This window comes from Corynebacterium sp. LK2590 (assembly GCF_040946105.1).
Classification (GTDB): Bacteria; Actinomycetota; Actinomycetes; order Mycobacteriales; family Mycobacteriaceae; genus Corynebacterium.
Genome location: NZ_JAYWMH010000003.1, coordinates 257969 through 272984, shown reverse-complemented (window position 1 = coordinate 272984; position 15016 = coordinate 257969). Strand labels below are relative to the sequence as shown.

The window sequence follows — 15016 nt, the reverse complement described above, 5'->3', positions numbered from 1 at the left end:
ACCTAGCCCAACAAACCGAAAAGCGACGGATCCCTGAGTAGGGAATAACCGATAAACGCCACGGCATCGATGAGAAAATGCGCGATGATAAGGGGCGCGACCTTGCCGGTGCGGTGGTAATAATAGCCAAAGACCACGCCCATGAGCAGGTTCCCGAAACCGGCGGAAATCCCCTGGTAGAGGTGGTAGGAACCGCGCAGAATAGAAGTCGCGGCCAGCACGGCGGGCAGCTTCCAGCCCAGCTGTTTCAGCCGGGTCATCAGCCAGGCCACCACGACGGTTTCCTCGCCGAAGGCGTTCGCCGCCGACCACAGCAGCAGCACCGGCGCCTCGACCAGCGGGTGGGAAAACTCCGCGGGCACAACCACCTTGGACAGCCCGAGGTGCACGGCGCCGACGTAGAGGGCCAGGCCCGGCAGGCCAATCAGCGCGGCCAGCCCCGCCCCGCGCAGGCTGTCCCCGCCTACGCTCAGCGATGCCCGCCGCACCGGCGCCGGCCCCACCCGCAGCAGGTAGAGCGCCAGGGCGCCATAGGCAAAGAGCACGCCGGCCGAGCACAGCTGCAGGCCGACGTCCAGCCACGCGATGGCGGACTGGGAGGAATTCAGCGTCACCGACTGCTCGGAAAGGGGCGCCGGATCCAGTAGCGAATCCACCAGGCGCAGCAGCGAGCGCACGCCGGATACGCCAAAAGACAGCGACAGGACGATGATGACCTCGGCCACCAGCGTGCGCCGGGCCGTGACCGCCGGGGTCGGGGATTCCGGCGTCATGGGTGGAGGAGGTGGGCTAGGGCGAGGAGTTCGGCATCGGCAAGCGTGATGCCGCCCAGCTGCACGCCGACGGGCGGGTGGTTGGGGACCTGCCAGGGCAGGCTAATCGCCGGCAGGTGCGCGACGTTAAACAGCGAACCCCACGGCGACCAGCGGGTCTGCTCCGCGAAATTCTCCGCGTGCGGCAGGCGGTTAAACGCGCCGATGCGCGGCGGATCGAAGGCCAGCATGGGCGTGAGCAGGGCATCGACGGCCCAGTAGCCGGACAACAGCTGCGGCAGCTGGGCGGCGTGCTGGTGGGCGCGGTCGACCTCCGCGTCGCTGAAGCCGCGCCCCAGCTGTCGGACCCACTCGGCGTAGCCCTCCTGCGGGCCCAGCCCCGCCATCCGGGAGGAGAAGATGCGGGTGAAGGCGGCGAAGGTCTCCTCCGAATGCGGGTAGGGCGAGACCTCGATGACCTCAAAGCCGGCGGCCTTGAGCGCCGCGGCGGCCTCGGCGACGGCGCGCAGGATGTGGTCGGCCACCCGCACGCCGGCGAACAGCGGCTGGGTCAGCACGCCGATACGCCACCGGCCGGGCGTTTTCAACGGCAGGTCGTGCAGTAGGGCGGTATCGGCGACCGAGCGGGTGATAAACCCGGGCACGCCCAGCTCCCTGCCGGATTGCTTGAAGCCGACGACCCCGCACGCGGCGGCCGGCACGCGGATAGACCCGCCGCCATCGCTGGCCTGGGCCGCGCGCACCAGCCCGCGGGCGACCTGGATGGCCGCCCCGCCGGAAGACCCGCCCGGGGTGCAGCCGGGGTAGCGGGGGTTGTCCGGGTGCGGCAGATCCACCGGCTCCGTGTCCACGCGCAGGCCCAGCTCGGGGGCGGCGGACTTGCCCACGATGTCGGCGCCGGCCGCCTCCAGCTCCGCGATGAAGGGATCGGTCTCGGTGGCCAAGTAGGCGCGCTTAGCCGAGCCCAGCGTGGTGGGCATCCCGGCCACGTCGTTGAGGTCCTTCGCGCTTAACACCCAGCCGCTCAACCGACCGGGCCGCGGCGGGCCCGGGTGGGCCAGCCGCTCGTGGTCGATATAGGTAAAGCCGTGCTCGCGGGGGTCGAGCCCGGCCAAATCCGCGGCCAATTGCGCGTGGGAGAATTCCATAGGTCTACAGCCTAACCGGCTAGGCTAGAGCGCATGACGATGAAGGTTGCATTCCTAGGACCGGCGGGTACCTTTACCGAGGCCGCGCTGGGCGAGCTCACGGCCGGCAGCGACGTTGAGCCCGTCGCCGTCGATTCCCCCCACGCCGCCTGCGCCTTAGTGCGCGCCGGCGGGGCCGAGCGCGCCTGCGTGGCCATCGAGAATTCCGTGGACGGCGCGGTGACCGCGACCTTCGACGCCGTCGTCGAGGGCTCCCCGCTGCAGATCTACCGCGAGGTCGATATCCCGGTGGTCTTTTCCGTCGTGACGCGGCCCGGGGTGGAGCTGGCCGCGTGCCGCACGTTTAGCACCCACCCGGTGGCCTATCAGCAGGTGCGCGGCTGGCTGCGCGAGAACCTGCCGGAGGTGGACTTCCACCCCGCGAGCTCGAACGCCGCGGCGGCGCAGGCCGTGGCCGCCGGCGACGTCGACTGCGCGGCCGTGCCCGCCCGGGCCGCCGAGCTCTTCGGCCTGCACACCCACGCCGCCGGGGTCGCGGACGTGGCCGGGGCCGCCACCCGCTTCGTACTGGTCGGCCCGCCGGGGCGGCCCACGCCGCGCACCGGGCACGACCGGACCAGCGTCATTTTCACCCTGCCCAACCAGCCCGGCACCCTGGTCGGCGCCCTGCAGGAGTTCGCGCACCGCGGGGTGGACATGACGCGCATCGAGTCGCGGCCGACCCGCCGGAAGATGGGCACCTACCGCTTCTACGTGGACCTGTACGGCCACATCGACGACCGCCCCGTCGCCGAGGCCCTGCGCGCGCTGTGGCTGCGCTGCGAGGAGATCATCTTCCTCGGATCCTGGCCCGCCGGGCAGGCCGATGCCCCCGCGCCCACGATGCCGGATCTCGCCGCCGCCGATGCCTGGGTCCGCGCCCTGCAATCCGGCGCATAAGACCCTAAAGTAGGCAGGTATGAGCGGTAGAATCATCCTGCTTCGGCACGGCCAGACCTTATCTAATATCAACCGGCGCCTCGACACCCGCCCGCCGGGCGCGGAGCTGTCCGAACGGGGCCGCTACCAGGCCCAGGACGCCGGCCGGGCGCTGGCGGGCATCGTCGGCGCGGAGCGCCTGGGCCCGGTGTATTGCTCCGTGGCTCTGCGCGCCCAGCAGACCGCGCAGCTGGCCATGCGCGCCTTCGAGGTGGAGGCCGGCCTGCCCGAGTTCTCCGTCGCCGTGGACGTGGTGCCCGGGCTGCACGAGATTTTCGTCGGCGACTTCGAGATGGACAACAGCGAGGACGCCCACCGCAGCTTCCAGGTCGCCCTGCGCGGCTGGATCGACGGCGATCCCGCGGCCTGCCTGCCCAGCGGCGAGACCTACCCCGACGTCGACGGCCGCTACCGCCCGGTCCTCGAACACCTGGCCGCCCAGCTGGCCGATGCCGAATCCGCCGGCGCCGAAAAAGACGCCATCGTCGTCTCCCACGGCGCGGCCATCCGCGTGATGACCCGGCACGCCGCCGGCATCGATGCCGACTTCGCCTTCACCGGCTACCTGCCGAACTGCCGCTACACCGTCCTCGAGCCGCGCGGCGAGGACTTCGGCCACTGGACCGCCACCCAGTGGGCGGACACCGACCTGGGCTAGCCCCAGCCGAGGCGGTGGAGGTCTTCTTCCTCGATGCCGAAATAGTGGCCCAGCTCGTGGAAAACGGTGACCTCCACCTCGTGGGCTAGCTCTTCCTCGCTGTTGCAGTAGTCCTGGAGCGCGCCGCGGTAGATGAAGATGGCGTCCGGCAGGAAGCCGGTGTGGTCATGGGTGCGCTCGGTCAGGGCCACGCCCTCGTAGAGGCCCAGCGTGTAGGGGTCGTCCTCGTGGTAATCGCGCACGAGGATGGCCAGGTTGCGCATGCGACGCGCGAATTCCTCGGGGATTTTATCCAGCGCGTCGTCGACTAGTTCGTCGAAGCGCTCCTCGCTGACGGCGTACATCTTTGCTGATCTTACTGAGCCGGCGCCGGTGCGGGAGCCGGGGTAGAGGCGCCGGCGTCCTCGCGGCGCGGGTTGCGCTTGGGCTGTTCCTTGGGCGGCTGGCCATCGATGAGCATGGCGTCGCGGCCGTCGCGGGCGGAACCGGTGATCTCCGAGAAGCCGGCCTGGTCATTGGGGTGCATCAGCGCGCAGTTGACCGAGGAGGTCCCGCCGTTCCAGGAGGCCTCCGAGATGGAACCCCAGTACGGCTGCAGCGTGGACTGGTAGAGGGCCTCCTCGCTGCCCAGGTACTCGATGGCGGCGTCGGTGCAGGTCTTTTCGAGGTAGCTGTTCTGGTCCTCGTCGGCGGGGTAGGAGTCCGGGAACTGGGCCGACAGGTCCACGATCTGGGTGGTCTCCAGCTGGTGCGGATCCGCGCAGTCGACGGTGTGCAGCACCTGGTTGTCGTCGATGTAGCGGCACTCGCCCGGCTTGGCGATGTTGGCCTGATCCACCTCGGCGACCTTGCCCTTGGTCTCCAGCGGGGTGCCCCGCTCGTCGGTGGTCTGCAGGCCGCAGAGCATGGTGCGGTCGCCCTCGTCCCACGCGGCCTTCGGCGGCAGGATGGGGGCGATGGAAAAGCGCCCGGACGGATCGTACTGGCCGTCCAGGTACTGGAGCACGGCGCCGTGGCAGAGCTCCTCGCGCAGCTTGGCCTGGCGCTCGATGTCAGGCCGCGGGGCCGACTCGCCGAACTCGCTGGTCGGGTAGATGCTCAGGTCCTCGCGGGAGGCGACCTCGAAGCGGTGCTCCTCGCCGCAATCGGTCTGCTCGAAGTTGGTGACCTCGCCGGAGCCGCTGAAGTCCCACGTCACGCAGGAGCCCTTGTCGGCGGTGGTAAAGGTCGGGGCGGGGCCCTCGGTTTCGGAGCCGGCCTCGCCGCCGGTCCCGCCGCCACCGGCCTGGGTCGCAGAGTCCTGGGAATTGCTTACGACCTCGTAGGAGCCCACGAAAACCGCCGCGATGAGCGCAGCACACAGCGCAATCTGGATGGCGGCGGCGGAACGCCAAGTCTTCACAGTGCTCATAAGGATTGCCAGTTTACCTTCCCATTAAGGTTCGAGCGCACGAACCACGCGGGTGGTCAGCCGATAGCGGTCGGTGCGGTAGACCGAGGAACACCACTCGACGGGCTTTTCCCGCGAGCGCGACTGCCGGATGATGTGCAGCAGCGGGGTGCCGGGATCGACTTCGAGGAGGTCGGCGACCTCGGCATCGGCGGCAATGGCGGTGACGGTCTGGTCGGCCTCGGTGATAGGGACGTCGAAGTCGGTGTCGAGGATGTTGTAGACGGAGTTGTAGACGTCGTTTTCTAGCAGGTTGGGCACGTAGGCCGAGTTGTACCAGCCGTCGTCGATGGAATAGGGCTCGCCGTCGCCCAGCCGCAGGCGGCGCAGGTGGGTGTGCGGCACGTTTGGTTCGGTGCCGAAGAATTTGGCCACCTCCTCGGGGGCGGCGGTGCGCCCGGACAAAAGGATCTTCGACGAGGCCGTTACGTCCTGGGCGCCCATCTCGTCGGAAAAAGACGCCAGGTGCAGCCGGGAGACCAGCGGGTTGGGGGCGACGAAGGTGCCCTTGCCGCGGACGCGGCGCAGCCGGCCGGCGGCTACTAGGTCGCCGATGGCCCGCCGCACGGTGATGCGGGAGACCCCGTAGGTCTCTTCGAGCAGGCGCTCGCCGGGGAGTAAATCCCCCGGTTTTAGCGTGGTCCGGCAGACCTCGTCCAGGATGTCGCGCAGCTGCGCGTGCTTGGGGATGGGCCCGTCCACGATGTCCCGCGGTGGCAGGTGCGGATGGCTGGTCATATTTCCCATCGTAAGGCCCTGGTTATTACCACCGCAAGCAAATGGGATTTTGGTGTCGAGTTGGGGATACAAACCATAGGGTCGTGGGGTAGGATCAAATGCGTGATTGATCTAAAATTCCTCCGCGAAAACCCAGACGTCGTCCGTGCCTCTCAGGTCACCCGAGGTGAGGATCCCGCGCTTGTCGATGCCCTCCTGGCCGCCGACGAGCGCCGCCGCTCCGCCATCTCCCAGGCCGATGACCTGCGCTCCGAGCAGAAGGCCTTCGGCAAGAAGATCGGCCAGGCTTCCCCGGAGGAGCGCCCCGCGCTGCTGGAAGGCTCCAACGAGCTCAAGGCCAAGGTCAAGGCCGCAGAAGACGAGCAGAAGGCGGCCGAGGAGAAGGTCAACGAGCTGCAGTACCAGCTGTCCAACGTCGTCGAGGGCGCTCCCGCCGGCGGCGAGGACGACTTCGTGGTGCTCGAGCACGTCGGCGAGGTCCCGACCTTCGACTTCGAGCCCAAGGATCACCTGGATCTGGGCGAGTCCCTCGGCCTCATCGACACCACCCGCGGCACCAAGGTCGGCGGCGCCCGCTTCTACTATCTCACCGGTGATGGCGCCTTCCTGCAGCTGGGCATGATGATGCTGGCGGCCCAGAAGGCCCGCGAGCACGGCTTCCAGCTGATGATCCCGCCGGTTCTGGTCCGCCCCGAAATCATGGCCGGCACCGGCTTCTTGGGTGCGCACTCGGACGAGATCTACTACCTCGAGCGCGACGACCTCTACCTGGTCGGCACCTCCGAGGTGGCCCTGGCCGGCTACCACAAGGACGAGATCATCGACCTTTCCGACGGCCCCATCCGCTATGCCGGCTGGTCGTCCTGCTTCCGCCGCGAGGCCGGCTCCTACGGCAAGGACACCCGCGGCATCCTGCGCGTGCACCAGTTCGACAAGCTGGAGATGTTCGTCTACTGCAAGCCGGAAGAGGCCGAAGAGCAGCACCAGAAGCTGCTGAACATGGAGCGCGAGATGCTCGCGGCCGTCGAGGTGCCCTACCGCATCATCGACGTCGCCGGCGGCGACCTGGGCTCCTCGGCCGCCCGCAAGTTCGACACCGAGGCCTGGATCCCCACCCAGGACACCTTCCGTGAGCTGACCTCGACCTCGAACTGCACCACCTTCCAGGGCCGTCGCCTGCAGACCCGCTACCGTGACGACAGCGGCAAGGCCCGCATCGCCGCGACGCTCAACGGCACGCTGGCTACCACCCGCTGGCTCGTGGCCATCCTGGAAAACCACCAGCAGGCCGACGGCTCCGTCGTCGTGCCCGAGGCCCTGCGCCCGTTCGTGGGCAAGGACGTTCTCGAGCCCAAGAAGTAAAGTCCCGGAAAGACGCCACCCGATGACCAAGTACGAGCTGCGCTCCGGGCTGTTCCGGATCCCGGAAGGCACCGAGCACACCCGGCTGCACGCCGAAGCCGCGGAGGCGATGTATCAGGGCATCGTCAGCCTGGCCCGCCGCGTCCTGCACTGGCAGGGTGTGGTCACCACCGTGGAAGGCATGGAACACATCCCGGCCTACGGCGGCGCCCTGCTGGCGATGAACCACACCGGCTACTACGATTTCATCTTCGGCTCCATGCCGGCCCACCTGCGCGGACGCCGCCTGGTGCGCTTCATGGCGAAGAAGGAAATCTTCGACGTGCCCGTCGTCGGGCGGTTCATGCGCACGATGAAACACGTGCCCGTCGACCGCGCCCGCGGCGCCGGCGCCGTCGATGCCGCCGTCGAGCACCTCAACGCCGGCCACTTGGTCGGCATTTTCCCGGAGGCGACCATCTCGCGCTCGTTCGAGCTCAAGGAGTTCAAAAACGGCGCGGCCCGCATCGCCGCGGCCGCCGAGGTCCCGCTGATCCCGATGATCTGCTGGGGCTCCCAGCGCATCTGGACCAAGGGCGGGAAGAAGAACCTGGGCCGCAACCACCTGCCGGTGCACGTCAAGGTCGGCGCGCCCATCGAGGTCACCGGTGACGTCGTCGCCGACATGGACCGGCTCAAATCCGCCATGCAGGCCCTGCTGGACCAGGTGCGCGCCGACTACGACCGCGACCACGGCCCCTTCGAGGACGGCCTGGCGTGGCGGCCGGCCGCCGGCGGCGGGGTGGCACCCACCCTGGACGAGGCCAACCGCATGGACGCCGCCGACAAGGCCGAAAAGGCCCGCAAGCGCAAGCAGAAGGCCGAGCGCAAAACCGCCAAGGAACTGCGCAAGGCCGACGACAAGCTGGCCAAGAAAGCCAACCGACAGCTGCGGCGCCTGTCCCGGATGGGCCGCAAGGAACAGGCCTAGTAGTGGTTCCCGCCCCGCGTTTTATCGCCAGCGACATTGACGGCACCTTCATCGATCCCGCGCACCGGGTGACCGCCCGCACCCGCGACGTCGTCGTCCGCGCTATCGAGTCCGGCGCCCACTTCGCCCTGGCCACCGGCCGGCCCTACCGCTGGATAGCGCCGGTCCTCGAGCAGCTGCCCGTCCGGCCCCTGTGCGTGACCTCCAACGGCGCCGTGGTCTACGACTCCCTGGACGACCGCGTGGTGCGCGCCGAGGAGTTGTCGCCGGCGGTGATGGCGGGCATCGTCGAGCGCGCCGAGGAAGTACTGGGATCTATCGCCGTGGCGGCCGAGCGCGCCGGGACCTCCGCGGCCGACCCGACCGAGGACATGTACGTCGTCGACGCCCCTTTTGCCGCCCGCACCGACTACCCCGGCTACGGCGTGGCCGACCGGGCCGATGTCGTCGCCGAGCCCGCGGTCAAGCTCATCGTCCGCAACCTGGACATGACCTCGGCGCAGATGTACGCGCGCCTAGCCCCGCTTGTCGATGCCACCGACGCCCACGTCACCTATTCCATGCCCGATGGGCTCCTCGAGATCGCCGCCCCCGGCGTGACCAAGGAACACGGCGTGTCCTACCTGGCCGAGCACTACGGGGTGGCGGCCAGCGAGGTCATCGCCTTCGGGGACATGCCCAACGACATCGAGATGCTGCGCTGGGCCGGCTGCGGGGTGGCCATGGGCAACGCGCACGACGACGTCAAGGAAGCCGCCGACATCATTACCGAAACCAACGGTCAGGCTGGTGTTGCCCGCGTTCTGGAAAGGTGGTTCTAGCCCATGACGTATATCGCCGCCATCGACCAGGGGACCACCTCCACCCGGTGCGTCATCGTCGATGCCACGGGCCGGATTTGTGGGTCGGCGCAGTACGAGCATCGGCAGCTGATGCCCCAGCAGGGCTGGGTCGAGCACGACGCCCGGGAGATCTGGCGCAACACGCGCCGGGCGGTCTCGGCGGCGCTGGTCGACGTCGACATCGCCGCCAGCGACATCGATGCCCTGGGGATCACCAACCAGCGCGAGACCGCCGTGGTCTGGGAGAAAGAGACCGGGCAGCCCATCTGCCGGGCCATCGTCTGGCAGGACACCCGCAACGCGAACCGCTTCGACGAGCCCGACAAGTGGCTGCGCAAGACCGGCGTGCTGGCCAATTCCTACCCGGCCGGGCCGAAGATCGCGTGGATTCTGGACCACGTCGACGGGGCGCGCGAGCGGGCCGAGGCGGGGGAGCTGCTGGCCGGGACCATCGATAGCTGGTTGCTGTGGAACCTGACCGCCGGGCGCGTGCACGCGACCGACGTGACCAACGCCTCGCGTACCCTGCTGATGGATTTGGACACCCTGGACTGGGATGACGAGCTGTGCGATGCGGTCGGTGTCCCGCGCTGCATCCTGCCGGAGATTCGGCCCTCCATCGGGGATTTCGGCACCGTTCGCCACCGCGGCACGCTCATGGACGTGCCGATTACGGGCGTACTCGGCGACCAGCAATCCGCCCTGTTCGGGCAGGCCGGGTTTTCCGCCGGGCACGCGAAAAATACCTACGGGACCGGGCTTTTTCTGCTGCTCAACACCGGCGCGGAGCGCAAATACTCCCAGCACGGGATGCTGACCACCGTGGCCTACCAGTGCGCCGGCAGGGATCCGGTCTATGCGTTGGAAGGCTCGGTCGCGGTGGGCGGTTCGCTCATCCAGTGGCTGCGGGACCAGCTGGGGATTATCCCGGACGCGGCCAGCTCGGAGGAGATCGCGGCCGAGGACAACGGCGGGGTCTATATCGTGCCGGCGTTTTCGGGGCTGTTCGCGCCGCGCTGGCGCCCCGATGCCCGCGGCGTCATCGTGGGGCTCACCCGTTTCGCCGACCGGACCCACATCACTCGCGCCGCCTTGGAGGCGACGTGTTTCCAGACCCGCGAGGTCGTCGAGGCGATGGTCCAGGACTCCGGGGTGGCCATCGAGGAGCTGCGCGTCGACGGCGGGATGGTGGAAAACGAGCTGCTCATGCAGCTGCAGTCCGACATCCTCGGCGCGACCGTGGTGCGGCCACAGGAAATCGAGACCACCGCGCTGGGTGCCGCCTTCGCCGCCGGCCTGGGCTGCGGGACGTGGTCCAGCTTGGACGAGCTCGAATCGCTGGTGCGCGTGGATACCTGCTGGGAGCCGCAGATGGATGCCGGCACCCGCGACCAGCTCTTTTCCCGCTGGAACGAGGCCGTCGAGCGCACCCTGGGCTGGGAGGACTAGCCGTTCCGGTTGCGGGGTGGTGGGTCCTGCCTTAGGGTGTGGGGCATGACATCGGGGGATTGTTTTCTAGGTTCGTGGCTGCCGTGACCCAGCCCGGAATCGACATCGTGGAGGGCGCCTGGCACGCCGACTGGGATGCCGAGCGCGCGGCCGCCGGCTCCGGCCGCGACGAGCTGGAGCGCCTTTTCGACCTGGCCGGCGTGTTTTTCGGCCCGGTCAAGCACGCCGGCCGCCAGCGCCGAGTGCGCGCGAACGCCGCCCGCCACGGGCACTGCCTACCCGTGCTCGACGTACTGCGCGGGGTGCTGCGGCGGGTCAAAAACAAAAACGATGCCTGGCGCATCATGGAAGAGCTTTCCGCCCAGCCGGTTGACGCCAAGCAAATGGCCGCCACAGCCCGCCGCAAGATCCAGGAGGCCCGCCCCGCCCCGACGCCGCAGCCGGGGGTGATCTACCGCCGCTCGGCCGAGGGCTTATGGTCGATGCGCCTTATCGCCGACGCCGGCCTCGTCGCCGATATCAAAGCCCAAGTACGCACCGTCGAGGATGCCCGCGCGGTCTTCACCGGCGGCGATGGTGACGGCGACGGTGCCAAGGGTGCTGGGGTGCGCGCGTCGGTGACGACCAACGTGGTGTTAAACCTTCAGGCTTTCGGGCACTTGGTCGGCGGTCAGGACGCCGCGGATATTACGGTGCAGCTAACCAACGGGGCGGTGATTAGTGGTGCGGAGTTGGTGACCCGGGCGTTTGAGCAGGTCGGCTACGTCGGGGTCTTTGACCCGGTAGCAGGGCCCGTTAATTGTTACCGAGATGAGCGTTTGGCGTCGTGGAAGCAGCGGCGTTTGGCGTTGATGGAGCACCCGGTGTGTGCCTGGCCGGAGTGTTTGGCCGGTGCCGATGAGTGCCAGGTCCATCACCTGCAGTCGTGGGACTCGGGTGGTCCGACGAATGCGGCGAACCTGGCGACGTTGTGTCCGCACCATAACGGTGCCAACGAGGACGGGCCCGGCCCGGCGCAGACTCGGGGCCGGATGGCGAGGGTCGGTGGCCGGGTGGTGTGGATACCACCCGAACGCGTGCCGGCCTAGCGCGCCGGCGGCCCACCCAGCGGCAGACGCGCAGCAAAGCAGCAAGAACACCGCGACAAGAACACGCGAAGAGGCGTCCACGGAACAGACCGTGAACGCCCATTCAGCGTGCCCGCCGGAGGCTAATCGTTGGTGTGGAGCTGCACCTGCTGGGTATCCGGGTCGTAGGTGATGTAGCCGCCTTCGAAGTCCACGCGGACGGCCTTGCCACCGACCGAGTACTGGTTCGTCGTCGGCATACCCAGCTGCTGGGCGTTGTCGCCCTCGGCCCAGACCTTGGCGATTTCGCCGACCAGAGCGTAGGCCTGCGAGTTATCGCCGGAGGAGAGCACGACGCCGTTCTCGAAGAGCTGGTAGAACGTGTCCTGATCCAGCACCTCGAGTCCGCCCTGCGGCAGGCCCAGGAGAGGCCCGAAGGCGTTGAGGATGGAACCCCACGACTGCTGCAGTGCCGGGTCGCCCAGGAAGCTGACGACCTTCGAGATAATCTCGGGCACCTGGCCCAGGGTCAGGCCCTCGACGACTTCCTGGTCCTTGTTCGGCACCGTCAGGGCGCCGGCGGTAATCGCCAGGCCGGCGACGGCGGCGGCGATGGTGGCGGCGGCCTGGATGTCGGCTGTCGACATGGAGGACCCGCCCACGGAGGACTCGACCGGGGTGCCGGCGCCGCCCGTGTTTCCGGCCGTGCCGGCGTTATCGCCGTTGCCGGAATTACCCGAATCGCCGGAGTTGTCGGTGGACGGGGCCGGCGTCGACGGCTGGTAGCTGCCGCCGCTCTTGACGGCCTCGTACTTCTTGTGCGCGTTGGAGCGGATCTGGGACCAGTACTTCATGGTGTTGTTGCCCGGGCACGCGGTGTTGTGCAGATCGTTGTGGCCGTGGAAGGCCGGCACGTAGGCGGTAGAGCCCGCGGGGAACTTGGAGCCGCGGAAGCCGCCGGAGTACAGGCCAACGGACTTGCCGGCCGGATCGAAGCCGGAGATAGCAGCCTTCCAGCCGCCGATCTCGGAGACGGAGTTAAGCATCGCCTGGGTGGGCTCGGCGGTGGAGTAGTTGCCGATCATCGAAATGCCCCAGGTATTCGAGTTGAAGCCGCCGACGTGGGCGCCCTGGACGGCCTTGTCTAGTCCGCCGTAGCGGCCCTCGTAGATGGTGCCGTACTTGTCGACGAGTGCGTTGTATCCGATATCGCACCAGCCCAGCGTCTGGGCGTGGTAGCTGAAGATGCCGCGGACCTGGGCGGCTGCCTGTGCACGGGTGTAGTTGTTGCTACCCGCGGTGTGGTGCAGGGTCAGCGCCTTGACGCGATCGTCGTAGGTCGGGCCCTGGCAGCGGATGCCCTCGTTGGCGCCCCAGCCGGCGCGGGAAACCACCTGCGGCGCCCCGTTGGAGGCGAAGGCGGTCGGCTCGATGCCGCCTTCCTGCGCGTTGCCGTCGATGAAGACGGCGTTCAGATCTGCGGCATCGATGCCCGCGGACTGGTCGACGGATTCGGCGACGGGAGCGATATCGCCATAGTTGGTCGGCAGCGGGCTCGTGGTTTCCTTTGTCGGGGCCTCGGCAGAATTGTCGCGGGAGTTGTCCGCAGGCTTCTCCTCGGCCGGGGCGGCGTCGGAGTCGCGGTCGGGGTTGGCCTGGCCGCCGGCCTCGGCGACTTCTGCCTCGGACGGGGCGCCGAGGTTGACGTTGCCCACGGAGACCTGGACGGCCTGGGTCTCACCGATGAAGATGAGCTCCGTGCCGTTGGTGCCGCCGGTCTCGATGCCCAGCGGCTCGGCGTCGTACCACTCGCCCCAGGTGCCGTCGGCAAGCTGCGGGCGCACAAAGGCCGCAAGATCCTTGTCGCCGCCTTCCCAGGTCAGCGCGAACTGGGAGAAGGGCTCGTCCTGGTGGAATTCCTTCACGGCGCGGGGGCCACCTTCGCCGCCTTGGGCGGCAATGGCCGGGTCGTCGACGACGACGGTCTCGCCGTCGCCGAAGTTCGCCTGGCTGGTGGTGGTCTCGATGAGCCCGTTACCCGCAGATTGGGTATTCAGGATGTCGTTGCCGGCGAAAACTGCGGCGGCAACCACAGACACCGAAGCGATGATAGCCACCACCGGGGTGGCCCACTTCGACTGCGTGGGGACAAGTCGACGTCGTAGTTGCACTGGTAATTCTCCCTAAAATTGTGGTGCCTGCCGGGCCTAGGGGGTGGCGGCAAGCATCAGTCAGATCTGAGTCCGCAGTAAAGCATAGTAAACAATTGAGAAAAATGATACCCGAGTGACAAATGTGACGAGTGGGAACAGTGCGGCGCGCCGTTTTCCCGTGTGGCAGACCTGCCGGGCCGGCGGGGCTCCTTTAGGCTAGGAGGCATGACTGACTATGACCTCATTATCGTTGGATCCGGCTTCTTTGGCCTGACAATCGCGGAACGAGCGGCCTCGCAGCTGGGCAAGAAGGTGCTCATCGTCGAACGCCGCAACCACCTGGGCGGCAACGCCTACTCGGAGCGGGAGCCGGAGACCGGCATCGAGGTGCATAAGTACGGCGCCCACCTGTTCCACACCTCCAACAAGCGCGTGTGGGACTACGTCAACCAGTTCACCGACTTCACGGACTACCAGCACCGCGTGTTCGCCATGCACGACGGCACCGCCTACCAGTTCCCGATGGGCCTGGGCCTTATCAACCAGTTCTTCGGCCGCTACTACAGCCCGGACGAGGCCCGCCAGCTCATCCAGGACCAGGCCGGCGAGTTCGACCCGAAGGAAGCGAAGAACCTCGAGGAGAAGGCGATCTCGCTCATCGGCCGCCCGCTCTACGAGGCCTTCATCAAGAACTACACGGCCAAGCAGTGGCAGACCGACCCGAAGAATCTGCCGGCGGCGAATATCACCCGCCTGCCGGTGCGCTACACCTTCAACAACCGCTACTTCAACGACACCTACGAGGGCCTGCCGGTCGACGGCTACACCGCCTGGCTGGAGAACATGGCCTCCCACGAGCTCATCGAGGTCCGCCTGGACACCGACTGGTTTGACGTGCGCGACGAGCTGCGCGCGGCCAACCCGGACGCGCCGGTGGTCTACACCGGCCCGCTCGACCGCTACTTCGACTACGTTGAGGGCGATCTGGGCTGGCGCACCCTGGACTTCGACATGGAGGTCCTGAACACCGGCGACTTCCAGGGCACCCCGGTGATGAACTACAACGATGCCGACGTGGACTACACCCGCATCCACGAGTTCCGCCACTTCCACCCCGAGCGCGGCGATGCCTACCCCAAGGACAAGACCGTCATCATGAAGGAATACTCGCGCTTCGCCGACAAGGGCGACGAGCCCTATTACCCGATCAACACCCCCGAGGATCGGAGCAAGCTGGAGGCCTACCGCAAGCTCGCCGCGGCCGAGGCCCGCGAGAACAAGGTGCTCTTCGGCGGGCGCCTAGGCACCTACCAGTACCTGGACATGCACATGGCCATCGGCTCGGCGCTGTCGATGTTCGACAACAAAATCGCGCCCTACTTCAACGACGGCAAGCCGTTGGAGCAGGAGCGCGGCCACTAGGAGACT

Annotated in this window: 14 protein-coding genes; 8 read left to right on the top strand and 6 right to left on the bottom strand. The window is 67.8% G+C overall.

What is annotated here, in order from left to right:
- Nucleotides 1–2: 2 nt before the first annotated feature.
- Nucleotides 3–773 (bottom strand): CPBP family intramembrane glutamic endopeptidase, encoded by a 771-nt coding sequence (locus tag VVR85_RS05915; RefSeq protein WP_368520016.1) that lies wholly within the window; start codon nt 771–773, stop codon nt 3–5.
- Nucleotides 770–1921: an amidase gene (locus VVR85_RS05910; protein WP_368520015.1), complete on the bottom strand. Its 1152-nt coding sequence runs from the start codon at nt 1919–1921 to the stop codon at nt 770–772. The genes VVR85_RS05915 and VVR85_RS05910 overlap by 4 nt, the downstream gene beginning before the upstream one ends.
- 33 nt (nt 1922–1954) lie before the next feature.
- Between VVR85_RS05910 and pheA the strand changes: the two genes are divergently transcribed.
- Entirely contained in the window at nt 1955–2860 is a 906-nt protein-coding gene (pheA, locus tag VVR85_RS05905) for a prephenate dehydratase (protein ID WP_368520014.1), read from the top strand.
- A 19-nt stretch (nt 2861–2879) separates the two neighbouring features.
- Nucleotides 2880–3557, top strand: a complete 678-nt coding sequence (locus tag VVR85_RS05900; protein WP_368520013.1) for a histidine phosphatase family protein — start codon at nt 2880–2882, stop codon at nt 3555–3557.
- On the opposite strand, the gene VVR85_RS05895 is transcribed toward VVR85_RS05900, so the two are convergent.
- The 3 genes from VVR85_RS05895 to VVR85_RS05885 are packed head-to-tail and all read right to left on the bottom strand — an operon-like array spanning nt 3554 to nt 5745.
- On the bottom strand, nt 3554–3901 hold the full coding sequence (locus tag VVR85_RS05895; RefSeq protein ID WP_368520012.1) for a metallopeptidase family protein: 348 nt from the start codon (nt 3899–3901) through the stop codon (nt 3554–3556). The two genes, VVR85_RS05900 and VVR85_RS05895, sit on opposite strands and share 4 nt — an antisense overlap.
- An 11-nt stretch (nt 3902–3912) precedes the next feature.
- The gene (locus VVR85_RS05890; RefSeq protein WP_368520011.1) at nt 3913–4968 is read right to left on the bottom strand and encodes a septum formation family protein; all 1056 of its coding nucleotides are present in this window, start codon (nt 4966–4968) and stop codon (nt 3913–3915) included.
- 24 nt (nt 4969–4992) lie between these two features.
- Nucleotides 4993–5745 (bottom strand): GntR family transcriptional regulator, encoded by a 753-nt coding sequence (locus tag VVR85_RS05885; protein ID WP_368520010.1) that lies wholly within the window; start codon nt 5743–5745, stop codon nt 4993–4995.
- A gap of 102 nt (nt 5746–5847) precedes the next feature.
- On the opposite strand from VVR85_RS05885, the gene serS reads away from it, so the two are divergent.
- The 5 genes from serS to VVR85_RS05860 all read left to right on the top strand — a co-directional run bounded on the left by serS (nt 5848) and on the right by VVR85_RS05860 (nt 11456).
- The gene (gene serS, locus VVR85_RS05880) at nt 5848–7107 is read left to right on the top strand and encodes a serine--tRNA ligase (RefSeq protein ID WP_368520009.1); all 1260 of its coding nucleotides are present in this window, start codon (nt 5848–5850) and stop codon (nt 7105–7107) included.
- Nucleotides 7108–7129: 22 nt separating this feature from the next.
- On the top strand, nt 7130–8077 hold the full coding sequence (locus tag VVR85_RS05875) for a lysophospholipid acyltransferase family protein (RefSeq protein ID WP_368520008.1): 948 nt from the start codon (nt 7130–7132) through the stop codon (nt 8075–8077).
- Between the two features lie 2 nt (nt 8078–8079).
- Nucleotides 8080–8898, top strand: coding sequence for an HAD family hydrolase (locus VVR85_RS05870; protein WP_368520007.1), 819 nt, complete (start codon nt 8080–8082; stop codon nt 8896–8898).
- 3 nt (nt 8899–8901) lie between these two features.
- Nucleotides 8902–10368 carry a glycerol kinase GlpK gene (gene glpK / locus VVR85_RS05865; protein WP_368520006.1) on the top strand — a complete coding sequence of 489 codons (1467 nt, stop codon included), beginning with the start codon at nt 8902–8904 and terminating at the stop codon, nt 10366–10368.
- An 83-nt stretch (nt 10369–10451) separates the two neighbouring features.
- Complete coding sequence (locus VVR85_RS05860; protein ID WP_368520005.1) at nt 10452–11456, top strand: HNH endonuclease signature motif containing protein; 1005 nt, start codon at nt 10452–10454, stop codon at nt 11454–11456.
- A 122-nt stretch (nt 11457–11578) separates the two neighbouring features.
- Here VVR85_RS05860 and VVR85_RS05855 read toward each other — a convergent pair whose 3' ends face one another.
- Complete coding sequence (locus VVR85_RS05855; RefSeq protein WP_368520004.1) at nt 11579–13534, bottom strand: N-acetylmuramoyl-L-alanine amidase; 1956 nt, start codon at nt 13532–13534, stop codon at nt 11579–11581.
- Between the two features lie 279 nt (nt 13535–13813).
- On the opposite strand from VVR85_RS05855, the gene glf reads away from it, so the two are divergent.
- Entirely contained in the window at nt 13814–15010 is a 1197-nt protein-coding gene (gene glf, locus VVR85_RS05850) for a UDP-galactopyranose mutase (protein ID WP_368520003.1), read from the top strand.
- The last annotated feature ends 6 nt before the right edge of the window (nt 15011–15016 follow it).

What these genes read in the sequence shown, in the direction of transcription:
- VVR85_RS05910 (WP_368520015.1), bottom strand. Translation starts at nt 1,921, where the DNA reads ATGGAATTCTCCCACGCGCAATTGGCCGCGGATTTGGCCGGGCTCGAC.
- VVR85_RS05895 (WP_368520012.1), bottom strand. Translation starts at nt 3,901, where the DNA reads ATGTACGCCGTCAGCGAGGAGCGCTTCGACGAACTAGTCGACGACGCG.
- VVR85_RS05890 (WP_368520011.1), bottom strand. Translation starts at nt 4,968, where the DNA reads ATGAGCACTGTGAAGACTTGGCGTTCCGCCGCCGCCATCCAGATTGCG.
- VVR85_RS05885 (WP_368520010.1), bottom strand. Translation starts at nt 5,745, where the DNA reads ATGACCAGCCATCCGCACCTGCCACCGCGGGACATCGTGGACGGGCCC.
- VVR85_RS05875 (WP_368520008.1), top strand. Translation starts at nt 7,130, where the DNA reads ATGACCAAGTACGAGCTGCGCTCCGGGCTGTTCCGGATCCCGGAAGGC.
- glf (WP_368520003.1), top strand. Translation starts at nt 13,814, where the DNA reads ATGACTGACTATGACCTCATTATCGTTGGATCCGGCTTCTTTGGCCTG.
- pheA (WP_368520014.1), top strand. Translation starts at nt 1,955, where the DNA reads ATGACGATGAAGGTTGCATTCCTAGGACCGGCGGGTACCTTTACCGAG.
- VVR85_RS05900 (WP_368520013.1), top strand. Translation starts at nt 2,880, where the DNA reads ATGAGCGGTAGAATCATCCTGCTTCGGCACGGCCAGACCTTATCTAAT.
- glpK (WP_368520006.1), top strand. Translation starts at nt 8,902, where the DNA reads ATGACGTATATCGCCGCCATCGACCAGGGGACCACCTCCACCCGGTGC.
- VVR85_RS05915 (WP_368520016.1), bottom strand. Translation starts at nt 773, where the DNA reads ATGACGCCGGAATCCCCGACCCCGGCGGTCACGGCCCGGCGCACGCTG.